The organism is Oceanobacillus sp. FSL W7-1281 (assembly GCF_037969835.1).
Taxonomy (GTDB): Bacteria; Bacillota; Bacilli; order Bacillales; family Amphibacillaceae; genus Oceanobacillus; species Oceanobacillus oncorhynchi.
In genome coordinates, this window is the sequence record NZ_CP150214.1 from 327,501 (window position 1) to 348,978 (window position 21,478).

22 protein-coding genes and 1 pseudogene (1 of these 23 running past the window's edge) are annotated in these 21,478 nt (G+C 37.8%); 19 read left to right on the forward strand and 4 right to left on the reverse strand.

All coding sequences use genetic code 11. The features are described from left to right. The 18 genes and pseudogenes from MKX55_RS01735 to MKX55_RS01820 form a co-directional block, all read left to right on the forward strand. Positions 1–820, forward strand: a pseudogene (locus tag MKX55_RS01735) (type II CAAX endopeptidase family protein) (it extends 14 nt beyond the left edge of the window). A 275-nt stretch (positions 821–1,095) separates the two neighbouring features. Continuing rightward, positions 1,096–2,775 carry a GAF domain-containing protein gene (locus MKX55_RS01740; RefSeq protein WP_339235568.1) on the forward strand — a complete coding sequence of 560 codons (1,680 nt, stop codon included), beginning with the start codon at positions 1,096–1,098 and terminating at the stop codon, positions 2,773–2,775. Positions 2,776–2,781: 6 nt separating this feature from the next. After that, entirely contained in the window at positions 2,782–3,417 is a 636-nt protein-coding gene (locus MKX55_RS01745; RefSeq protein ID WP_042531104.1) for a response regulator transcription factor, read from the forward strand. Positions 3,418–3,563: 146 nt separating this feature from the next. After that, a complete protein-coding gene (locus tag MKX55_RS01750) occupies positions 3,564–4,430 on the forward strand; it encodes an arylamine N-acetyltransferase (RefSeq protein WP_339235571.1) in 867 nt (288 codons plus the stop codon). A gap of 62 nt (positions 4,431–4,492) precedes the next feature. Next, a complete protein-coding gene (locus tag MKX55_RS01755) occupies positions 4,493–6,031 on the forward strand; it encodes an MFS transporter (protein WP_339235573.1) in 1,539 nt (512 codons plus the stop codon). Positions 6,032–6,526: 495 nt separating this feature from the next. Beyond that, positions 6,527–7,426, forward strand: coding sequence for an ABC transporter ATP-binding protein (locus tag MKX55_RS01760; protein ID WP_339235575.1), 900 nt, complete (start codon positions 6,527–6,529; stop codon positions 7,424–7,426). 24 nt (positions 7,427–7,450) lie between these two features. Next, positions 7,451–8,197, forward strand: a complete 747-nt coding sequence (locus tag MKX55_RS01765; RefSeq protein WP_339235577.1) for an ABC transporter permease — start codon at positions 7,451–7,453, stop codon at positions 8,195–8,197. A 33-nt stretch (positions 8,198–8,230) separates the two neighbouring features. After that, positions 8,231–8,680: a LytTR family DNA-binding domain-containing protein gene (locus MKX55_RS01770; RefSeq protein WP_339235579.1), complete on the forward strand. Its 450-nt coding sequence runs from the start codon at positions 8,231–8,233 to the stop codon at positions 8,678–8,680. A 1-nt stretch (position 8,681) separates the two neighbouring features. Continuing rightward, positions 8,682–9,092 carry a DUF3021 domain-containing protein gene (locus tag MKX55_RS01775; protein WP_042531113.1) on the forward strand — a complete coding sequence of 137 codons (411 nt, stop codon included), beginning with the start codon at positions 8,682–8,684 and terminating at the stop codon, positions 9,090–9,092. Between the two features lie 420 nt (positions 9,093–9,512). Further along, positions 9,513–9,647: a hypothetical protein gene (locus tag MKX55_RS01780; RefSeq protein ID WP_244882347.1), complete on the forward strand. Its 135-nt coding sequence runs from the start codon at positions 9,513–9,515 to the stop codon at positions 9,645–9,647. Between the two features lie 15 nt (positions 9,648–9,662). Beyond that, positions 9,663–9,953: a hypothetical protein gene (locus tag MKX55_RS01785; RefSeq protein ID WP_339235582.1), complete on the forward strand. Its 291-nt coding sequence runs from the start codon at positions 9,663–9,665 to the stop codon at positions 9,951–9,953. A gap of 206 nt (positions 9,954–10,159) precedes the next feature. Beyond that, complete coding sequence (locus MKX55_RS01790; RefSeq protein ID WP_193062422.1) at positions 10,160–10,366, forward strand: hypothetical protein; 207 nt, start codon at positions 10,160–10,162, stop codon at positions 10,364–10,366. 209 nt (positions 10,367–10,575) lie between these two features. Further along, entirely contained in the window at positions 10,576–11,295 is a 720-nt protein-coding gene (locus MKX55_RS01795) for an ABC transporter ATP-binding protein (protein ID WP_042531119.1), read from the forward strand. After that, on the forward strand, positions 11,264–13,729 hold the full coding sequence (locus MKX55_RS01800; RefSeq protein WP_339235585.1) for an FtsX-like permease family protein: 2,466 nt from the start codon (positions 11,264–11,266) through the stop codon (positions 13,727–13,729). Before MKX55_RS01795 ends, MKX55_RS01800 begins: the two co-directional genes overlap by 32 nt. 6 nt (positions 13,730–13,735) lie before the next feature. Next, complete coding sequence (locus MKX55_RS01805) at positions 13,736–14,242, forward strand: PadR family transcriptional regulator (protein ID WP_339235588.1); 507 nt, start codon at positions 13,736–13,738, stop codon at positions 14,240–14,242. 331 nt (positions 14,243–14,573) lie between these two features. Further along, positions 14,574–15,557: a tRNA-dihydrouridine synthase gene (locus MKX55_RS01810; protein ID WP_212929388.1), complete on the forward strand. Its 984-nt coding sequence runs from the start codon at positions 14,574–14,576 to the stop codon at positions 15,555–15,557. Between the two features lie 15 nt (positions 15,558–15,572). Further along, positions 15,573–15,923 (forward strand): DUF2200 domain-containing protein, encoded by a 351-nt coding sequence (locus MKX55_RS01815; protein WP_339235591.1) that lies wholly within the window; start codon positions 15,573–15,575, stop codon positions 15,921–15,923. A gap of 317 nt (positions 15,924–16,240) precedes the next feature. Further along, complete coding sequence (locus MKX55_RS01820; protein WP_339235593.1) at positions 16,241–17,182, forward strand: alpha/beta fold hydrolase; 942 nt, start codon at positions 16,241–16,243, stop codon at positions 17,180–17,182. 192 nt (positions 17,183–17,374) lie between these two features. Here MKX55_RS01820 and MKX55_RS01825 read toward each other — a convergent pair whose 3' ends face one another. From MKX55_RS01825 to MKX55_RS01840, 4 genes are all read right to left on the reverse strand, one after another. After that, a complete protein-coding gene (locus tag MKX55_RS01825) occupies positions 17,375–18,058 on the reverse strand; it encodes a DUF4956 domain-containing protein (RefSeq protein ID WP_139089043.1) in 684 nt (227 codons plus the stop codon). Between the two features lies 1 nt (position 18,059). Next, positions 18,060–18,821, reverse strand: a complete 762-nt coding sequence (locus MKX55_RS01830; RefSeq protein WP_289585451.1) for a polyphosphate polymerase domain-containing protein — start codon at positions 18,819–18,821, stop codon at positions 18,060–18,062. Positions 18,822–19,315: 494 nt separating this feature from the next. Next, positions 19,316–20,314 (reverse strand): hypothetical protein, encoded by a 999-nt coding sequence (locus tag MKX55_RS01835; RefSeq protein WP_339235595.1) that lies wholly within the window; start codon positions 20,312–20,314, stop codon positions 19,316–19,318. Further along, complete coding sequence (locus MKX55_RS01840) at positions 20,301–20,663, reverse strand: PadR family transcriptional regulator (RefSeq protein WP_042531134.1); 363 nt, start codon at positions 20,661–20,663, stop codon at positions 20,301–20,303. The genes MKX55_RS01835 and MKX55_RS01840 overlap by 14 nt, the downstream gene beginning before the upstream one ends. A 247-nt stretch (positions 20,664–20,910) precedes the next feature. On the opposite strand from MKX55_RS01840, the gene MKX55_RS01845 reads away from it, so the two are divergent. Beyond that, complete coding sequence (locus tag MKX55_RS01845) at positions 20,911–21,447, forward strand: GNAT family N-acetyltransferase (protein WP_339235597.1); 537 nt, start codon at positions 20,911–20,913, stop codon at positions 21,445–21,447. Positions 21,448–21,478 lie beyond the last annotated feature (31 nt).

Sequence of the window (21,478 nt, forward strand, 5' to 3'; positions counted from 1 at the left end):
AGCACTAAGGGGGAATTTAATCATCCAAACAACAAAAAGCGCATTTGGATGTTTTGTTGTATTATCTTACATCATTTTTATTGTACTTTTTCTGATTATCGGTATCAGCATGATGTTTGGTGCGCCAGAGAGCATAACAAACCTTTTACAAATCATAGCTGCATGGTCATCCACCTTTGCATTTATTATTTTATTTAAAAAGATTTATCCCGGATTAAGGCTGAAGGATTTTGTTAAACAACAATTTGCGCCAAAGGTTAAATTTTCTGTTCTCAGCAGCGTGTTCATCCTCCAAATTATCATCATCGGCATAACCATATTTCTATTATCAACTTCAACAACTTCAACGGAAGGTGCAGCAATATCGTATACCAGTATGGGAATCTTATCTCTCGTATTTTTCGATCAATTCGTCCGGGGGCCTTTAGGTGAAGAGTTGGGGTGGAGGGGGTATGCCTTAAATGAACTTCAATAGAAACATTCTCCTTTATCAGCAGCATTCATCATAGGTGTTTTATGGGGTTTTTGGCACATGCCATTATGGTTTGCCTCAGGGTATACTGGGATAGACTTAATCAAGTATATCGTCCTGTTTATGATTGGGATTATTTCTTTTTCCATTATTGTGACGTTGTTTTATAATTTAAACAACAATCTGTTCATACCGATTGTTGCCCATCAGATATTTAATTTTTCCCTTGTAATCATTAGAGGAGATTTATTAGATATATTGGTATATGTTATGCTGTTTTATTTTGTTGTGGCGTTACTGTTTGTTGTTATTAATCCAAAGCATATTTTATACAAGAAAAGTATATAAGTATTTGGCATCTTCTAAAATAGATAATATGATATGAAAGGGAGATGGATATAATCCATTTTGAAATAGATATCTTGTGAGGAAACAAAGTATTTGATACGCTAACTTTAAGATGAAGAAAGTAAAAATCAGTTTAAAGGATAATGAATTCAAGGAAGAAAGCGCTTGCTAATTGTTTTAGGCTATACAGTTTTGAATTAAGCTTTAACGAAGAATAATGTTGCTTCCTGTAAAGAAGAAACGACTGTATAAGCGGGCAAAAGGAGGAAGCATAGATGTCGAGTCATCTATCAAATTATCAAAAAGCACTGCAAATCCAGCGGGAAATTTCGGAGACTCTGAATAAGAGCATGGACCTCCATGAAATGCTGCAATTATCATTAGAACGCTTGCTTGAATTAATGGAATTGGAAACCGGATGGATTTTTTTAACGGAGGATGCTACTTTTTACCGTCTTGCTGCTGATTATCAACTTCCGCCTGCGATGGCTGATAACAGAGAAGAACTGATGCATTGTCAGGAAGGATGCACCGATTGTACGTGTTTGCAGCTTTATTGGGAAGGACGTATGAAACAGGCTGTCAACCATGTGAAATGTTTTCGTCTTAAACAAGCTGTTACGGATAAGATGGGTGAAACACGGGGACTTACCCATCATGCGAGTATCCCTCTTACGATTCGCGGGAAGAAAATCGGCTTGCTTAATTTAGCTTCACCTGGGCGTCTTCGTTTTCAAGAGGAGGACCTTATCCTTTTGGAAACCATTGCTTATCAAATAGGTGCAGCAGTAGAACGGACGCGTTTGCACGTGGAGCAAACAAAAGAAGAAGTAAATGCTACTGCACGTTATCTTATCAATGCTTATGCCAATGCCGAAAAAATTAAACATGAAATTGGAAATGTTCTTAACCGAAATGAATTGTTTCAGAGAATCATGCAAGCGTTACATCATCATTTACCCCATTGGACACATGCCGCTATTATTACAATGGAGGAAGAGAGGCTGACCGTCCAATTCCATTCAGATGAACATGGGCCTAAAGAAGTTTTTGATACGGAACAAGAAATAAACCTTTCTCGACCAGATTTCATTCGAAAAGCTTATGCACAACAGCGTGTTACACAGAACAATAAACAGCCGTTGCATTTTTTCTCTTTAAAAGACTATCAATCTCTTTATTCCATTGCTTTTCCTTTGTTTATGCGTGATAGACCTGAGGCAACATTCGGTGTGTTATTGCTTAGCCGAAACACCACAGCATGTGATCATTTGGAAATCGGAATGCTGGAAGGACTCGCTGATCATCTTTCTATGGGTATTGAGCGTATCCGTCTACATGAAGAATGGGAAGCATTGCTTGTCGATAAGGAAAGAAATCGACTTGCACGGGATCTACACGACTCTGTCAATCAAAAATTGTTTGCTCTCTCATTAATATCAGGTGGGCTGCAAAGATTAATTGATAAGAAGGAACGTGCCATTTTGGAAGCTGTTCTGGAAGTTCAGCAGCTTTCAAAAGAAGCTTTAATAGACATGCGGAGTTTGATTTGGCAGCTTCGTCCCAATCACCTTGAACAGGGACTGATTACTTCATTCCACGAATATGCACAAAAAATTGGGCTGGATTTATCTATGGAGGCTCCGGATGATTTAGAGATAAATCAATCGTATAAAGAAGCATTGTGGCGAATTGGACAGGAAGCATTGAATAATATTCAAAAACATGCTGGGACATCTAAAGCTGCGATGGTCATACAATCAGATGCTAATGGCTTTACAATGAAAGTGAGAGATCAAGGCAGTGGAGGTGCTGTTGAGAAACAGCAATCCCTTGGTATTACAAGTATGAAAGAAAGAGTCGAAGAACTTGAAGGTTCTTTCCATATAAATAGTGAAAAAGGAAAGGGTACGACGATTATTGTTCGTGTTCCAATCCATCGAAAAGGAAGGTGATATTCTTTGAAAGTATTACTTGTCGATGATCATCTTGTCGTTTTAAAAGGTCTGCGCTTTTTTCTGCAAACAAGGCCTGGTATCGATATTGTAGGTGAAGCCCAGGATGGAAAAGAAGCATTGCAGCAAGTGAAAAAACTGCAGCCGGATATTGTGTTGATGGATGTGATCATGCCAAATATGGATGGAATCGAAGCGACCAGACAAATAAAAGCAGACTATCCTGAAGTGAAGGTGGTTATACTCACTAGCTCCTCTGATAAGGACCATGTCATACCGGCAATTCGTGCGGGTGCCAGCGGTTATCAGCTAAAAGATGTTGACCCAACCTTTTTGGAAGAAACCCTCATCGCTGTTATGGAGGGAGGAACTTCGCTTCATTCGCAAATAACTAGCCATTTAATGGTGCATGTCGCCAAAGAAGATGAGAAACAATCCAGCTACTATGAATTAACACCTAGAGAACGGATGGTTTTGAAACATATCACATATGGAGAAAGTAACAAGGAGATTGCTGCAGCACTCTATATCACAGAGAAAACGGTGAAAACACATATTACAAGTATCCTTGGTAAAATGGAGGTTCAAGATCGAACTCAAGCGGCGATTCATGCTTTAAAACATAGATGGTTTGAAGTATAAGTATACGACGGTCGTCGTAGAAAAGGTCTTATTTATGGTAAGGCCTTTTTTCTATGGGATTTTTAGACAGCTGTAGGATGTGCTTTATTTTAAGGGTTAGTATAGTGAAAGTAGATAAAAACAAGAAATAAAGGAGAGTGAAGAGAATGATGAATCAAAAACAATTGCCTGGGTGGGCAAGGGAGTATTTGCACTATATTCAGGTCTCTGTTAAAGAGCCTTCGCTGGAATATTTAACTGAAATATCCAGCGCTCATTTAAATCAAATTCCTTTTGAAAATATTAGCACGTTGCTGCAATTGGAGGAATATCAAAAAAAAGGGAAGCTTGTTCAAGATGAAAAGCGGTTTGTTAGACAGCTATTTCAGTATCATATGGGCGGGACGTGTTATGTAATCAACAGTAGTCTTCATCAGCTATTAAAACAGCTTGGCTTCCAAAACCGTTATGCTTTTTTAGGCGGAAGGCATGTTGCTTTGCTCGTTCAGATACCAGGTGAAGAGGAAGAAGTGTATGTAGATGCTGGTAATGGTGCTCCTTTTTTTGAACCGGTTCATTTGCAAACAGACCCGATGAATGTCTCCCGATTTGGAAATGTTGAGATAAAACTTCGTCCGGGAAATGAACCAGGAACGTATAGGTATTACCGATATGTGAATAGAGAATTATCTGAGAATATAGTCTGGGATTTTGATACAAAGAAAATCTACCAATTTGATGATTTTCAGCAGGCAATCAAAGAATATTTCCAGCCTAATGGATTATTTACGTCTGATTTACGTTGCCAAATTTGGCAATTGGATCAACGGCGGTCTCTATCTTTAGTTAATAATGTGTTAAGTATTCAATATAGTGATGGAGAGGTTGAAAAGCATATATTAGCAGATCGTCAAGCTATTCGCGAGGTTATCAATCAGGAATTTGAACTTCCTAAATTGCCAGTCGAAAATGCCATAGATGTGCTTGAGGAACTTGGAATGGATATTTTTAAAAAGTTAAAGGGAGATTTGTAGAAGTGAACAATAACCTTGAGTATGGAAATGGTTAAGTCATATTAAAAGGAGAGCAGGCAGCTATGAGTAACACAAACGATAATCAAAATGGCAGTAATGCGCATATTGATGAAGCGCAAAGGGCAACATGGCGAGAATGGATAGGGCTTGGAGCATTAACTTTAGCAGTTTTTATGCTTTCAACCGACATGACCGTTCTCTTTCTTGCCACACCATCAATTGCTGCTGATTTGGAACCAAGCAGTACACAAATGCTTTGGATTATTCATGTTGGCGAATTGCTGGCTGTGGGATTCGCATTAACGATGGGGCGTTTGGGTGACAATATAGGAAGAAGGCGATTGCTTGTGATTGGTGTAACTGTCTATGGGGCAGCCTCCTTTATTGCTACAATTTCGACGGAGCCTTGGATGTTGATTGCGACAAGAGCACTTCTTGGTGTAGCGGCTGCAACTGTGATGCCGTCCACGATGTCTTTACTACGCAATATGTTTTTCAATCCAAAACAATTTTCAGTAGCAATTGCTATTAACCTTAGCGCATTCTCAGCTGGCATGGCGCTAGGGCCTCCAATGGGCGGTTTACTCTTGGATTACTTTGGATGGGGAGCTGTATTTCTCATTAATGTTCCGATTGCCATTGTATTGTTAGTTATATCGCCCCTACTTCCTGAGTATCGCAACAAGGATTCAAAACGTCTCGATTTTATCAGTGTTTTGTTATCCTCATTCGCATTGATAACTTTGATTTTCGGTTTGCAGGAAATGGCTAACGCTGGTTTTAATATGCTTTACGCTGGATCTGTAGTGATTGGTATTGGAGTTGGAGTACTGTTTATTCGTCGGCAGTTAAAAGCGGAAGATCCACTATTGGATTTGAGCATGTTTCGAATTCGCAAATTTAATTTTTCATTGATTGCTTTGATGATTATATTACTTGTAACGACTGGGGCAGATATGCTTTTTGCACAACATTTGCAAGCAGTTGTAGGACTGACTCCAACAGAGGCAGGTCTTCTGTTGATTATCCCTGCACTCTTGTCGATGGCGGGAACGTTAATATCTCCTGTGCTTACAAGATGGATACGTCCGGCATATGCTATGGTAGCAGGTTTGTTAACTGCTTCAGCTGGTGCATTATTTATTATGTTAACTGTGCATGATGCAGGAGCACTTCTGTTAATTATTGGTGCTTCCCTTCTCGCATTCGGAGTAGGTCCTGCTATGACGATTACCGGTGAGCAGCTTATCTCCAGTGTTCCACAAGAGCGCGCTGGCTCAGCTTCTGCGATGTCCGATGTAAGCAGCGGATTTGGCTCGGTAGTGAGTATTGCATTCATTGGGAGTCTTGGAATGTTAGTTTACCGTTGGGTGCTGATGAATTCTATTCCTGCTGGAGTGCCTGCAGAAATAGCTGATTCAGCCATGGAAAACGTTGGTTCAGCTGTTGCCGTATCAGAAAGATTCCCGGAAATGCTTCAAGCTATACAGTCATCATTTACCATTGCGCTTCAAACGGTCTATGGAATAACTGCGATTGGTTTGATTGTCTTAATGGTTACTATTGTATGGAAGTTTAGGTTTATAGGGAAAGAGAAGTAAGCTGTTATTTATAGTTATTCTGTTTTCCAGAAAAGATAAATAGGAATGATAACCCTTTTAGACAGGATAGTCTAAGGGGTTTTTCATTGTAAAAAAGATTTATACAATAGAGACATCTGTTATTAAAATAATTTGTTCAAGCTATATAGATGTTAAGCAAGATTTTTAACATGTTACCCTGCATGTTATCTCTTATCTCCCCAATTACGGTTTCTATTTCCATAGTATAAAGGAAAAGGAGTGATAAATAATGAATTTACCAACAGCAATTGTTGTGTCCACAGCTATTATTTGTTTAACATTTTTCGTGATAGCTATCTCTTTGAAAGTTGTGAGGAGTGAATGAAAATCCGCACTGTAAAAATTGCCACATAAACTTATTATTTTTTAAACAACTATTTCAGCATTTCATACCTCGAGCCACGCATGTTATTCCATTCTTCAAGGCAACCCTTTATTCCTTCGCCATAATATAAATGAAAGGAGATGGTGAGTATGCTGACGATTCAAGATGTAACGAAGCGCTATGAGAAAACAGAGGCATTAAAAAATATGTCGATGACTATCCCTGAGGGCACCTGCTATGGGCTGATAGGTCCCAATGGTGCGGGAAAATCCACTTTAATTAAGATGATTACTTCTATTATCCGCGATTACGAAGGAAAAATTGAATTTAATGAACAACGAATCTCCGATAAAACAAAACAGAAATTAGGCTATGTTCCACAGGATATTGTATTGGAAGAGAATATCACAGCATCCGGCAACTTATATTTATTTGGAAGAATATATGGATTAAAAGGAAACAAACTGGCTCAACGGACAAAGGAAGTGCTGGCACTAATCGGTCTTAGCGAAAGGAGCAAAGATAAAGTATCCACTTTTTCAGGGGGAATGAAGCGCAGGCTGAATATTGGCTGTGCACTGATGCATAATCCGGAGCTTATCATCATGGATGAGCCGACAGTCGGTATCGATCCCCAATCAAGGCAATATATATTTCAAATGATTGAAGAACTGAAAACAGCAGGGAAGACGGTTATCTATGCCAGTCATTACATGGAGGAAGTGGAAAGACTCTGTGATGATGTTGCATTTCTCGATAGAGGGAAATTGATAGAGAATGGAGCGGTAGGTGAATTACTTCAACAATATGCGGTGCCATCCATTTATATTAAAGCAGACCATATTTCGGCTGAACAGCTGGAATCGTATGGTGATGTTTCGCAGGAGAAGGATGCATTTTTAATCTATACAGAAGAAGCGCTGTCAGCGATGGAAAATCTGATTTCCTATTGCAGAGAGAAGAAAATAGATGTAGAGCGGCTGGAGCTTGTTCGCCCACGGTTGGAGGATGTATTTTTCCGGTTGACTGGAAGTAACTTAAGAGATTAAAAAATAAAGCTGGAGGTGTTCATAATGAATGCTGTTATGATAGTAGAATTAAAAAAACATGTACAGGATAAAGGGCTTGTGTTTTGGGTATTCTTACTGCCTATTCTATTTACGGTATTATTTATTGCTATCTTTACTTCTGGAGTCGACGATGCGACGAGGCAAGAGGTTATTCAATCCATTGTTCCAGGATATGTAGTGATGTTTGTATTTTTTATTATGATTTCGATGGTGCAGGTATTTATTAAAGACAGAGACAAAGGGATAACGGCAAGGCTGGCAAGCACACCACTCAAAAGCTATTCCTATTTACTGGGAAAATGGTTACCCTTCATGTTTATTGTATTATTTCAGATTATTGTGTTATTTTTATTTGGAAAGGTCGTTTATGATGTTTCATTAGGTGAGCCGATTATTTTATTGATTTTATCCTTGTTTATTACATTTACAGTGACAGCAATCGGGATCGCTATGTCACTGACAGTAAATACCGAAAATATGGGGATTGCGATTACACAAATTATTGCTCTCGGTGGAGCGATGCTAAGCGGATTATGGATGCCCCTTGAAATGCTTCCGGACTTTATGCAGACAATCGCCCGTTTTCTGCCTCAATACTGGGCACACCAGTCTTTTCAGGATGCGATGGCAGGAACCACGCAAGCTTCGGAATTATTCCAGACGTTAGGTGTCTTATTAGCGATTGGATTAGCTGCATTTAGTATTGCCATTATCCGGTACCCATATTTTCTGAAACGAGCTGTGAATTAGCCGTAGATGTGAAACGAATGTGGAGGGGTCGGAATGAAAATAAACATTGATATCGATGATAACCATGAAGAAACGCAAATCACTATCCAGGCTAAGGAATGGACGCAGGAGCTGGAGGATATTGTGAATGTGATTAAAAGGAAAAAACAGCAGCGTTTATTTGGGGTTGATGAGGAACAGACGGTCCTGCTGGAGCCAAAAGAGATTGATTTTATTCATGCGGAAAAACGAAAAATCTATGCGGCGTCCAAGGATTGGCGTTTTGAAGTGCGAATGAAGCTGTATGAAGTGGAGGAGTTCTTAGTTCCATATGGTTTTATGCGCTTTTCCAAGTCGGTTATCGGGAATATCCATCGTATTGAAAAATTTGAAGCATCCTTTAATGGAAATTTATGTGTTTATTTTCAATCTGGCAACAAGGAATATATTACGCGAAAATATGTCAGTGCCATTAAAAACAAACTAATGCAGGGAGGACAGTAATATGATACTTGAAATGTTGAAGCGTTCGACACTGGGCATCGCTTTCGGAGCGATATTAACGTTTATTGTCCTCACCATTATGAAACTCAATGCTGTGGAGTCAACAGTTTCGGAAATATGGATGCATATGGGAGCAAGCATGTTAATGGGCGTCTATTTCGGCATATCTTCGCTTATCTTTGGAGAAAGCGGGAACCATCTGATTAAAAAATCGATTATCCATTTTGTCCTTACGTATAGTTTTTGGCTGATTATTGCTGGTTTAGTCGGCTGGATTCCTCTCAATGGCTGGGTTATTTTATGGGGCAGTTTGATTTTTATCCTCCTGTATGTCGTAAACTGGTTCTGCTGGTATCTATACTTTAAAAGACAGGAAGCGGCGTTAAATAAATATTTGCATAAAAATAAATAGGTGTGGAGGCTGGAACGCTTTTTCTGAATCTGGGGATTGTTCAGGAAAGATATGTTTCAGTCTTTTTTTGATGATAATGTATCAAGAAATGATAAAATAAATATAGGAAATACTATCGAAACGAATATATTTATTTTTAAGAAGCTTATCCATGTTAGATGAGTAATCGTTCTGATTATGCTATGCTAACTGTAAAATACGCGTTAAAGAGAATGATTTTACGTCTATTCCAAATAAAAAGGAGACATATTCGTATGCGGATTATCTGACCTGGGATGAAGAGGAAAACATTCAATTAATTGATGGAGCTATTTTTAATATCTCGCCTGGCTCTTCACGTAAACACCAGCAAGTATTGCGGGAGCTGTCTGCTGCTTTTTCTGTTTTCTTGAAGGGAAGAAATACTGGATTGTTGATCCGGTGAATGAATCTGTAGAAATCCATTTGCTAACTGACGAGCAATATCCATTTAAAGGAATCTTTACAAAAAGCGATATGATTTCTGTTGAGACACTGCCTAATTTAGAATTAGATTTAAAGCAAATATTTATATAGAGGGAGGAGTCAATAATGTTCCGATGTGCATGGTGTATGAAGAAAATAGGAGAAAACCAGCCATTAACCGCGCTAAATGTGAAGTTTGCTGAAGGAGTAGATTTCAAGGGTAAAGAAGGAGAAATCATTCAGGTCTATCTATCCTCACGGGGGACAAGTGTACCAATGGTTGTTCCCACTGCTGACTCAGAAGCAAAAAAGCATGGACAAGACGGCTTGTTTACGGTTTGCGATGATAAATGTGGCCAGAAGATGAAAAACGCACTTTCCAAAGAAATCGATACGTTTCAGAATATAGATATATAGTTGTAAGTGATACTTCATAACGATGGTTCGATTTTTGCTCACAAGAAAAAATCATAGGATGAAATGATATAGGGAGTTTGATAAAGTTGATCTCTTTCACAGAACAAAGAGAATAGAGGTTTGACCACTTTGAACAGCTTCCATTAGACGGACAATATGAAATTTTTCTGGAATTGCTGGACCAAGATATCGACGATGAGGAGTTAATGGAAGAGGGTATTGGCATTGTTGTGGTGGAACTAAAACGTGAACTTATCCGCGACAATCAATATGATAAAGCAATACATTTAATGGCGGTTATGTATATAATAAAATCGCTTAGCGGTATTTTGATGAAAAGAAATAAGGGCATCAAATTATCTGCATTAAGATGCTGGTTCCTGCCCACGTTGAATGGCTTGGAGTACAATTGAGCGACACCTTGCCATAACAGTAAATGCTGGAAGGGAAATTAAATTTCGTTTTAAAGAGTAAAAACACCTATAAATAACATATACTAAGTATGTGTTATTTATAGGTGTTTTTACTGTGAACTCAAATATATAAAGAAAAATAATTGAATTAACTTTATTAAATTATATACTTAGTATATAATATTTTTGAGGACAGGAGGAATTAAAACATGATTAAGGTCAGGAACTTAAAAAAGGAATTTATACAAGGGCAAGAAAGAACGGAAGTGTTGAAAAATGTGGATTTGAACGTTGAAGAAGGAGAATTTGTGGCTATAATGGGACCTAGCGGTTCTGGGAAAAGTACATTACTCCAACTTCTAGGTGGTCTCGATATACCAACTGAAGGAGATATATTAATAAATCAAAATCATTTAAGTAACATGACGGAAAAAGAAAGAACCATATTCCGTAGAAAGTATATAGGTTTTATTTTTCAAAATTACCAACTGCTACCTACATTAAATGTAAAGGAAAATATAGCTTTCCCTCTACATGCAGATGGCAGCTTAACGAAAGAGAAGAACCAAATGATTTTAGAATTACTTGATGCTGTAGGACTGAAAGGGCTTGGCCGGAAACATGTTAATTTACTTAGTGGTGGTCAACAACAACGAGTAGCTATAGCTAGAGCGCTAGTCAACAATCCTTCCGTTTTATTAGCTGACGAGCCAACAGGAAATTTAGATAGAAATAAAGCAGAGGAAATTCTCGGATTAATATCAAGATTCAACCGAGAAAGCAATCAAACAGTCATCATGGTTACACATGATATTTTCGCAGCTGGGTTTGCAGATCGAATTATTCTTTTTAAAGATGGAGTTATTGATCAAGTCATCTCTAGAAAGGAAGATGATTATGCTAAATATGTGGCGAATTTCATGGCGTAACATAACACAAAATAAAAAACGATTTTTCATTTCAATGCTGGGGATTATTTTAGGGATATCGTTTGTCACATCCATGCTGATTGCCGACAAAACAACAAATGATGTTTTCGATTATTACGAACAAATGTATGTGGCAAATGCGGATTACTGGGTTCTAAGTGATGAACATACTTATTCTGAAGATGCGGTTTCCTCCATTTTGGCGAATCCAGATGTAACGGAAACAATGTTTGCGCTTGACAAGCAAGCTTTCTTTGAACTTGAGGGAGATCAAACCTTAAATCAACGGTCCGTACGAATTACAGGTGTAAATAACCAAAATAGTTCTTTACTAAAACTTCCTGTTATCGACGGGGATTTAGATAATGAAGGGTTGGTGATACCAGACGTTGTTGCAAATCTGTTAAATAAAAAAGTAGGAGATACAATTAGGTTTACCGATTTGGGAGAAGCTAAGGTTTCCGCTATTGTTGAATATACGCAACTGCTTGCAAGTCCGAGTGATTGGGAAGGTGCTGAGTCAAATAACTTCCGAATCATGGCTCCACTTGATTTGTTAAGAGATTGGACTGGTATGGATAACGAGCTTTCCTATGTAAGATTTCAAATAAATGGAGAAGGGGAGGAACTTTTCCAATCTCTCCAGAACGAATTTAGTAATTCAAATGTATACATACAACCAGTTGTCGCAGATGATCTGCAAAGTAATGATATTGGAGGACTTTATACATTTTTTTACTTAATTGCTGGGCTATCGATTTTTATCAGCGGATTCATCGTTTTTAATATGATTTATACAAGCGTTATGGAGCGGAAAAAGGAATTTGCGATAATGAAGAGTCTTGGTTATCTTCAAAGTTCTGTTTCTAGACTTATTCTTATTGAAGTAATACTTTTAGCATTAATTGGTACAGCTATTGGAGTTCCTATAGGAATTTGGCTTGGGGATATATTTATGCAAACGTTGCTGGGCGTGTTTGAGTTTGATATGGTTTACACATTAAATTGGAAAATGCCTACATTCATATCTGTAGTAATTGGGATTCTGTTTCCTGTTGTCTTTTCTTTATTTCCTATTTACAATGCTGGGAAAACTTCGGTCTTAATGACATTAAAAATGGGAAATCAAACGTATTCATCGACAAGGCAATTTGTGCTGAGAGTTGTTGTGGGGGGCGGCTTACTTTCTTTTATATTTATTGATCACTCTGCCTCTTATTTAGCTATATTAATAAGTGTTATTCTGTTGTTTCCATTACTTTTACTGGTGCTGAAGCGAATACTTAAACCGGTTTTGAAGGTGTTCTTCGGTTATCCTGGCAATCTTGCAGCCCAAAACCTTACACAACAATTAAATCGAAATGCCAATACTGCTTCCATTCTTGCTGTTGGGATAGCGGTGATATTATTACTAAGCGCTGTTATAGAATCTGCTCCTGAAGGTTATGAAAATGAAATCAGGGATACGTATGGAGGTGACCTCAGAGTTACATCAGAAGCGCCTTGGACTAATCAGGACAGAACAAAACTGCTATCTTATGATTCTGTTGCCAAGGCTGAACCGTTAACAGAAGCTGCACCAATTACATGGGAAACAATCGATGGAGAGAAGAAACAGTTTTCCGTTTTTGCTGTAGATAAAGAAGGACCTGCCTTGTTTGAGAGTTCTAAAAAAGAGAATTTATATAATGACCTAACTAAGGAACCTTCTATTCTCCTTGGTGAAAGAGCTTTTGATGAATGGGGCGGAAATGTGGGAGAATATATTTCCATTAATACACCATCAGGCAAACAACAACTTGAAGTTATTGACGTGGTGAAAACATCGAATTACTCAGGTTATGTCGCATTTATGAATGAGAATCATTTAAACAATGAATTTGGTTGGGCGAATAGTTTTGACATGCTTTTAACTTTACTTGACGGATATAATGGTGAGCAATTACGTGATCAATTATGGCTGGATTTCAGCAATCATCTCTCAAAAGTGGAAACTGTAGAAGATGAAATTAAATCAACTACTTCAGCATTATCTGGTATGAACGAGTTAATCCTAATCATGTTAGTTTTAATCATCGGGCTAGCAAGTATTGGTACAGCTAACACGTTATTAATGAACACTTTGGAGCGCGCACCGGAGATAGGAACGATGCGAGCGCTTGGATTTACAAAACAGCAGGTTAAAAAGATGATAGTTGGAGAAGGATTTCTTATTGGATTATCAGGGGTCATTGGAGGTATACTTTCAGGTGTGGTTTTACTTTATGTCACTAGTCAATCCGAACTTTTGGGAGGATTTATATCTTTTCAACTACCTTTGAGAAATATTATACTGGCACTGATTGCTGGAATTTCACTAAGCCTTTTTGCTGCTTGGATTTCTAGTGCTACAGCAAGTAAAATCAATATTATATCATCACTCAAAAAAGGTTGAGCAATTATGTCAGTTAAGTACGGAATATTAACATTACTATATTCACAAAAAAATCACGGGTATGAATTAAAATTAGAACTAGAATCCCTTCTAGGAACGAAGGGGAAAATTAATGCTGGTCAAATTTATACGACTCTGGATCGTCTCATCCGTGATCAACTTGTCTTATCTGTAGGAATGGATGACCAAGAAAGAAAACTTTATGAAATAACTGCGGAAGGAAAAAAAGAATTGGAAGATTGGATGCTGGAACCAGTGCCCTATCATTCTACGAAAGACGACTTTCATTTTAAATGGAGCTGTGCTCGTAAGGTTGATTTCGAACAGGAAAAGGAGATGCTCGAACAGCAAAAAGCGATGATAATGAAAGATGTCATGGAATTGACTAAATTAAAAACGGATTTTCTTTTGCAAGGAGACGAGAATAGGTATTTATTAATCACTGGTACTCTTTTACATTTAGAAGCAGATTTAAATTGGATTCATCAAGTGGAAAATCGGAATCAATCATAATTCTGGACAAATGTTTTCTCTTTAAGTACGTATCTCACAAAAGAAGGATGGCACAAACCAAGTCAAAAATAACCTGAAGTAAATTTAAGCTTGTTTTATCTATAATCAAGATTGATTGCAGAACAACACAGGTAGAAAATGATCAAACTTTATTTCAAATCTACAAAAGCTGGATTCAATAGTAATTCAGTCTTTTTGTACTCTGCAGCCCTCTTATGATAATATTATCATGGACAAAATAAAAAAGAAGCAGCGTCGATTACTGCTTAAACATATTGGATAAGTGTATAATGCCTTATCTATCCATAAATGAGAGGGTTGAAATGGAGAAATGACTAATAATTTTTGGCGTGATTTACCACGACCGTTTTTTATCTTGGCGCCAATGGAAGATGTAACGGATGTTGTTTTTCGTCACGTTGTAGCTGAAGCAGGCCGCCCGGATGTATTTTTTACAGAGTTTACAAATACGGAGAGTTATTGTCACCCAGAGGGCATTTATAGTGTGCGCGGGCGTTTGACTTTTACCGAGGACGAACAGCCCATGGTCGCCCATATATGGGGAGACAAACCGGATAATTTTCGTGAGATGAGCATTGGAATGGCGGAAATGGGCTACAAAGGAATAGACCTTAATATGGGATGCCCTGTGCCGAATGTGGCTTCCAAAGGAAAGGGAAGCGGATTGATTCTTCGTCCGGAAGTAGCAGCGGAGATTATCCAGGCTGCCAAAGCTGGCGGAATCCCTGTCAGTGTGAAAACGCGACTTGGTTATTCAAATATAGATGAATGGCGTGACTGGCTGAAGCACGTGTTTGAGCAGGATATAGCGAATCTTTCCATTCACTTACGTACGAGAAAAGAAATGAGTAAGGTCGATGCGCATTGGGAATTGATTGGAGAAATCAAGAAGCTCCGTGATGAGATTGCTCCTGATACGATGTTGACTATAAACGGAGATATACCGGACCGGGAAGCAGGCTTAAAGCTTGTCGAAGAGTTTGGTGTCGATGGCGTGATGATTGGGCGAGGTATCTTTAAAAACCCATTCGCATTCGAAAAAGAGCCACGGGAGCACAGCAGCCAGGAATTGCTGGCTTTGTTACGATTGCAGCTGGATCTGCATGATAAATATTCAGAGCAGGAGCCGCGGGCCTTCAAGCCATTGCGCCGATTCTTTAAAATTTACGTGCGGGGATTCCGGGGAGCCGGTGAATTAAGACATCAATTGATGAGTACCGAAACAACGGATGAAGTTCGAAAGTTGCTGGACGCGTTTCATTTGCAAACAGAAGACGCAGTGACGGAACAGTAAAAGGGAGGCTATACCATGGCTAATCATCGTATCTACACAATGACTTTTGCAAGTGTATATCCGCATTATGTAAACAAAGCAGAGAGAAAAGACCGTACCAAAGAAGAAGTCGATGAGATTATTACTTGGCTCACAGGTTACAGTCAAGAAGAATTGGAAGCGCAAATTGAAAAAGAGGTAACCTTTGAGACCTTCTTTGCGGAAGCTCCGCAGATGAACGATTCCCGCTCCCTAATCAAAGGCGTCATTTGCGGTGTACGTGTAGAGGATATAGAAGAACCGCTGATGCAGGAAATCCGTTATTTGGATAAGCTTATTGATGAATTGGCCAAAGGGAAGAAGATGGAGAAGATATTAAGGGAATAAAGATTGAACTGGAGAGACACTGATTCAATGAAAGGAGAATCAGTGTCTTTTGTTTGCCAATAAAATGCTATTATAAATTGTATTAAGAGTTAATAGGTGTGCTAATAAAATCATTTTTTGTTAATAAAGAAGATACTCTCTTAAAATTAATAATTACAAAATTACAAGTTGACAACGCTTACAAATGGATTTATAATTGAAATTAAAGTTAATGAAAAAGAGATGAGAATTGGAGAAGGCTCACTAGATGGTCCGAATTAGAAAGGATCGATTTTAGTGTGTCTTTTTTTATTATTTTTATGAAGGAGGAAATGAATATGGGATTGCATGAGGTATCATTTACGTCATTTAGTGAGCAGGATACGATTAAGGGGTGGATTTATACACCGATTCGTAAACCAAAAGGAATTATACAGCTGGTGCATGGATTCGGAGAGCATTCCAGACGATATTTGCATATGATTTTAAGGTTAAATGAAGAAGGTTTTATTGTAGCTTGTGATGATCATATTGGTCATGGAAAAACAGCGTATGATTCTGGTAATTGGGAAAATTGGGGAGAGAAAGGGTATATGACGATGGTGGAAGATGAACACCAATTACGTCGAATGGTACAAGAGAAATTCCCTCATCTGTCATTTTTCTTATTTGGTCATAGTATGGGTTCGATGATTGTTAGAAATTATTTAACTAAATATGGTGAAGGAGTGGAAGGTGCTATTTTATGCGGCACATCCGGTGTTTTACCGACTGCCGCTGAGTTGAGTGTAGAGTTGAAAAACCGAATTGATGCAGGTGAGGGAGACCAAGTGGATGCAGAGGCGCTGGGCAAGTTATTGGGCTGGATGACAGATCGGATAGATCAGCCGAATACAGCGAATGATTGGATCAGTGGTGATCCGGATATTGTAGCTGATCATGCGAATGATCCATTTAATAACTTTACATCGCCTCCTAATATCCGGTCTTTATATGATTTTGTACAAATGATGGAGCAGATTGTTGGAAAAGAGTGGGCAGAGAATGTCCCTATCTCCATAGCTATATATAATATTGCTGGTGATCAGGATCCAGTCGGTTTATATGGAGAAGGGGTTTATGCTGTATCCAATTGGTTAGCAGAGACAGGCCATACTGTAAAAACAAAATTGTACAGTGGTTATCGCCACGAAATTCACAACTATCGAGATATTCGAGAAGAAGTGGAAGATGGCATTGTCGATTTTATAAAAGGCGTAATAAATAAAGGAGTAATGTAAATATAACAATTAAAGTTGTTCAGCATTCTCGGTAGGTATATTGTCATAATATATTTCCGAGGTTAGAATGCCAGCGTTAAATAAAATGATTTTTCAAAGGATTATCTTATTTAACGCTTGCTTTTCGGCTTTTTTAATATCCTCTTTTATATAGCGCATCTTAATAAAAAGGCTTTACGCTATCTGCTTACTCTACCCATCAGTATTTTCCATATAAGTAATGGATACTTTTAAATTAGCATTTTTTTCGCGAATATGATCTAATAGTTCTTTATCATGCACTTCATTTTTCATACGGATAGCATAAGTATACAAAATCATTGTTCCGAGATTAGTAGTTTCAACCTGTCGTAATGAAGAACTTAGTGTATACTCAGCAAGTAGATCATGCATCAGATTTTCATAATTTAAGTTTTCCGGTACAGTTACCTTTAAAATTTGTGTATCTTTTCCTTTTCCATATTCAAATTTGTAAAGCAAGTAAAGTACTAAACAAGCAAATAAGGTAAGTATGATCGCTAAATCAAATCGAAAAAGCCCACATGTCATGCCTGCGCAAAGACCGAAGAAAATATACGCAATATCTTTCACATTGGTGACCGCACTTCTGAATCGAATCAGTGAAAAAATAGCAAATAGTCCAAATGCAACTCCGGCATTATCACTAACAACGTTCATAACGACAGAGACAATAATGCTCAAAATAATAATAGTGTGTACGAAGGATTGTGCATAACGTTCGCCTGTAAATGTGATTATGTAAACCTTCGTAATAACTAGGCTTAATAAAGTTGATATGACCAATGCAAGTAAAATCATATAAATGCTGGATGGTTCACTTGCTTGTAAATCGAATATTTTATTCATAAAATCCATTCTATATTCCTCCTGTTGATACAACTTCTCTTTCAATTTTACCTGGCAGTTGATTTCTCTGCAGCAATTCCATACTGGTACAGTATTTAGATGCACTTCGCTGTTCGCATTGAAGGGCCTGTAAAATACGGGTTAACCATAATGGAACACTATCATTTACTTTGACTTCCAATACAACTAGATTGCAATCAATAAAGTACTCTCCATCAGAACCGTGTTCCAGAAGCAAATCATCATTGCGACAGCGTAGATTAAAATCAAATGTAATACGCAACTCAGGGTTGTCTATTCCGTGAAGTGCATGGCGATCATAACTAACAACCATTTCCGGTTTTAGTCCGTATAATGTTCGAAAGTGATCAATTTCACGAAGTACTTGCGAATTAGATGTATGAAAGTCATTTAAATGTTTTTTATCTCCTTTTTCAAGATAGTGATATGCTTCTTTTAACGGAAGTAACATCCTTCGTTTGTTGACCACATTGTTATGTTTTTGCTTCATCTCAAAAAAAGCTGACTTCTCAATACCAGTTTCATTATAGGTGCGTAGGCGAAGTTTTTGCCGGAAAGCCAATTTATTCTTTGTTTCAAAATAAATTTTGTGATCATCGCTATCAAAATATAAGCTGCTGACAACATATCTTCCATCTACACCAAAATTATCTGACCGCATATAGGGCATTATTTGTTCCAGCAAGAGCGAATATTGTTCCAACGTAATCAGATATTTTTGCTCTCTTCTTTTGAAAATCTCTATTGCCAATTTTTTCACCTCCATTCCATACAACATCTTAAATGAAACGGATAAGATGATGATTACAATTTGATTAGAAAACGGTGAGAATATAAAGTTTCATAATTCTTTACTGGAAAAGCTATTATACAGAAACGGTTTTATTCGGCTTTGGGAGGATTGGTACTTGGAGTCTTTAATTCAAATATTATCAGCTTACAAAATGAATGTTATTATTTAAAGATGTTGATTGAAGAGAGACAACCAAATGAAAATATGAATGAATGGATAAATGGTTTAAAATGACTGGGGATAGAGAGGATAGATGCCCAAGCAAACAGTACTTACATTATTTAAAAAAATGGGAAGTTGGTTAAACGTATCTAAATGAGCAGAACATTCCTTTAACCAGGAAAGGTGAATATGGATGCATCAACTATTCGCTAATTATCTCAACGTTAAAATCTGAGAAATGACGCATGATTGAATTGTTCTCTGTTCAACCATGCGTCATTAGAATATAATTATTTTTTTCGAGACTTGATAAATCCGTCCACAGCATCCCATACTAAACCGACAATAAACAGAATAAGGATCCAGAACGTGGATTGATTCCAAATCATGGTTACCGTATTAAATGTTTCAGAACCAGCCGTAACCATTCCGGCTTCTGCCAATTGATTCATAAATTCAGGATTCCAAAAATCAGGACCGCTAATCATAAATAGTACTGCTGCCATCGATACGACATTTACAATTGTTGTATAAGCAGCTAACCTATACGTCCATTCCCCGGCAACGAGCTTCAGGCATTCTTTGATAATTCCAGCTCCGAATATGAGAACAATAAACAATAAATAGGAGCCATAGGTCTGTTCATTTAAAAATGGAACAACACCGTTAAATTCATCCTGAAATACCCAAATTCCAAAGAACTCATTCGAAAAGGCAAGAAATACAATGATTATCGTGTAGAAAATAATTCCGATAATCGACTCACTGCGTTTGATTTGTCTCTTTTCATCTGGAATGGGCGGTAAGTCTGCAGGCTTCCATTCCTTCCCGATTAAATCTTTTTGTTTCATTCCACCGTATAGCTCACCGATAGCAAACAAAAATGTTGTCCAGCCGAAAGCCTGTGGAAGCTCTGTAACGGCAGAAACAATCATATCAATAAAATGATCTAAAATAGACATCGGCTCTAAAATAGTTTGGATGATAAACCCAATACCTATCAAAGAACTTATAACAATGAGAACAATCTTAACTACTAAAATATAGGTATCAAAAAGCTCCGGGCCGATGATATATTTCTTTTTCCCTCGATATTTATCAGCTAATGACCTTGGACTGCCCAGCTCCAGCAGGATTTCTTCTACATCGTTTTCTCTTCTGTTCCCTTGCCCGGCTCGTTCCTCCAGCATATCCTCAATTAGCCCGCGCAGCTCAATGGCAATATCTTCACGCTGGGATTGAGGCAGCTTTTGCGTAACTGCATAAATATACCGGTTAATCATCTCCATTTTCGTCACCTCTCTTATTTTCTATTACCTGATCCATGCTGGCAGCAATGTTCTTCCATTCAACAACCAGTAAATCAAAGACTTCTTTTCCTGTTTTACTCAGTACGTAATATTTCCTCGGTCTCGATTCATTCGTGTCCCATGTACTATCTAAGAGTCCCTGTTTTTCCAGTCTCCTCAGCAGTGGATATAATGTGCCAGGTTCAACGTGTATTCCTTTTTCATGAAGCATTGTCACAAGAGAATAACCATACTGCGGCTCTGAGAGCTGGCTTAATGCACCTATTGTAATGGTTCCTCTTCTCAATTCCTGCATGATTTTATCTAAATGTTCATTTGCATCCGCCATGTTATCAACTCCTACTTTCATTATAGTGTATGACGCACACTATTGTAAAGTGCATATTAAAGTTTGATGCAAGATATTTTATTACAGATAATCTCTTATGAACACTGATAAAAGGATGTTTCGTTTTAGAAGGTGATTCCGAATCGCACGAAAAGTGATACATTGTAAGAAGATTTGGTATAATTTAATTAGATAAATTTGTATTATCATCACCATTCAAAATAACAGAAAAATAGGAGGATACGCTTTGGAATTTAAAACAGACAGGTTACTTATTAGACCATTTAATGTGGACGATTTAGAGGATGTATTTCATATTTATCATAACGAAGCCACCTGTAAATATCTGTTGCATGAAAAGTGGACCGATGAAAATAAACAAGAGGAATTTCATAATAAGCTGGAGAATAATGTGCTTACAAAAGAAACTGCTTTAAATTTGGCAGTGGTAAGTGGCAATAAGGTGATTGGTGATTTATCTGTATGGTATACAGAGATGAAAGATACGGTTGAAATTGGTTACAGCTTTTCTCAAGAAGCTTCGGGAAAAGGCTATGCAACTGAAGCTGTGCGTGGTTTAGTGGAAAGACTGTTTAACTCATTTGATGTGCATCGTATCCAGGCAAATCTGGATGCGAGAAATGAAGCATCGCAAAAATTATGTGAGCGTATAGGGATGAGGAAAGAAGCGCATTTTATACAGGATTTTTGGAATAAGGGTGAATGGACAGATAGCATTGTGTACGGAATGCTTTATTCAGATTTAGATGAAAAGCAGGTTTGATAGTCCTTTTCATTTGGAGGAAAAGACAAAT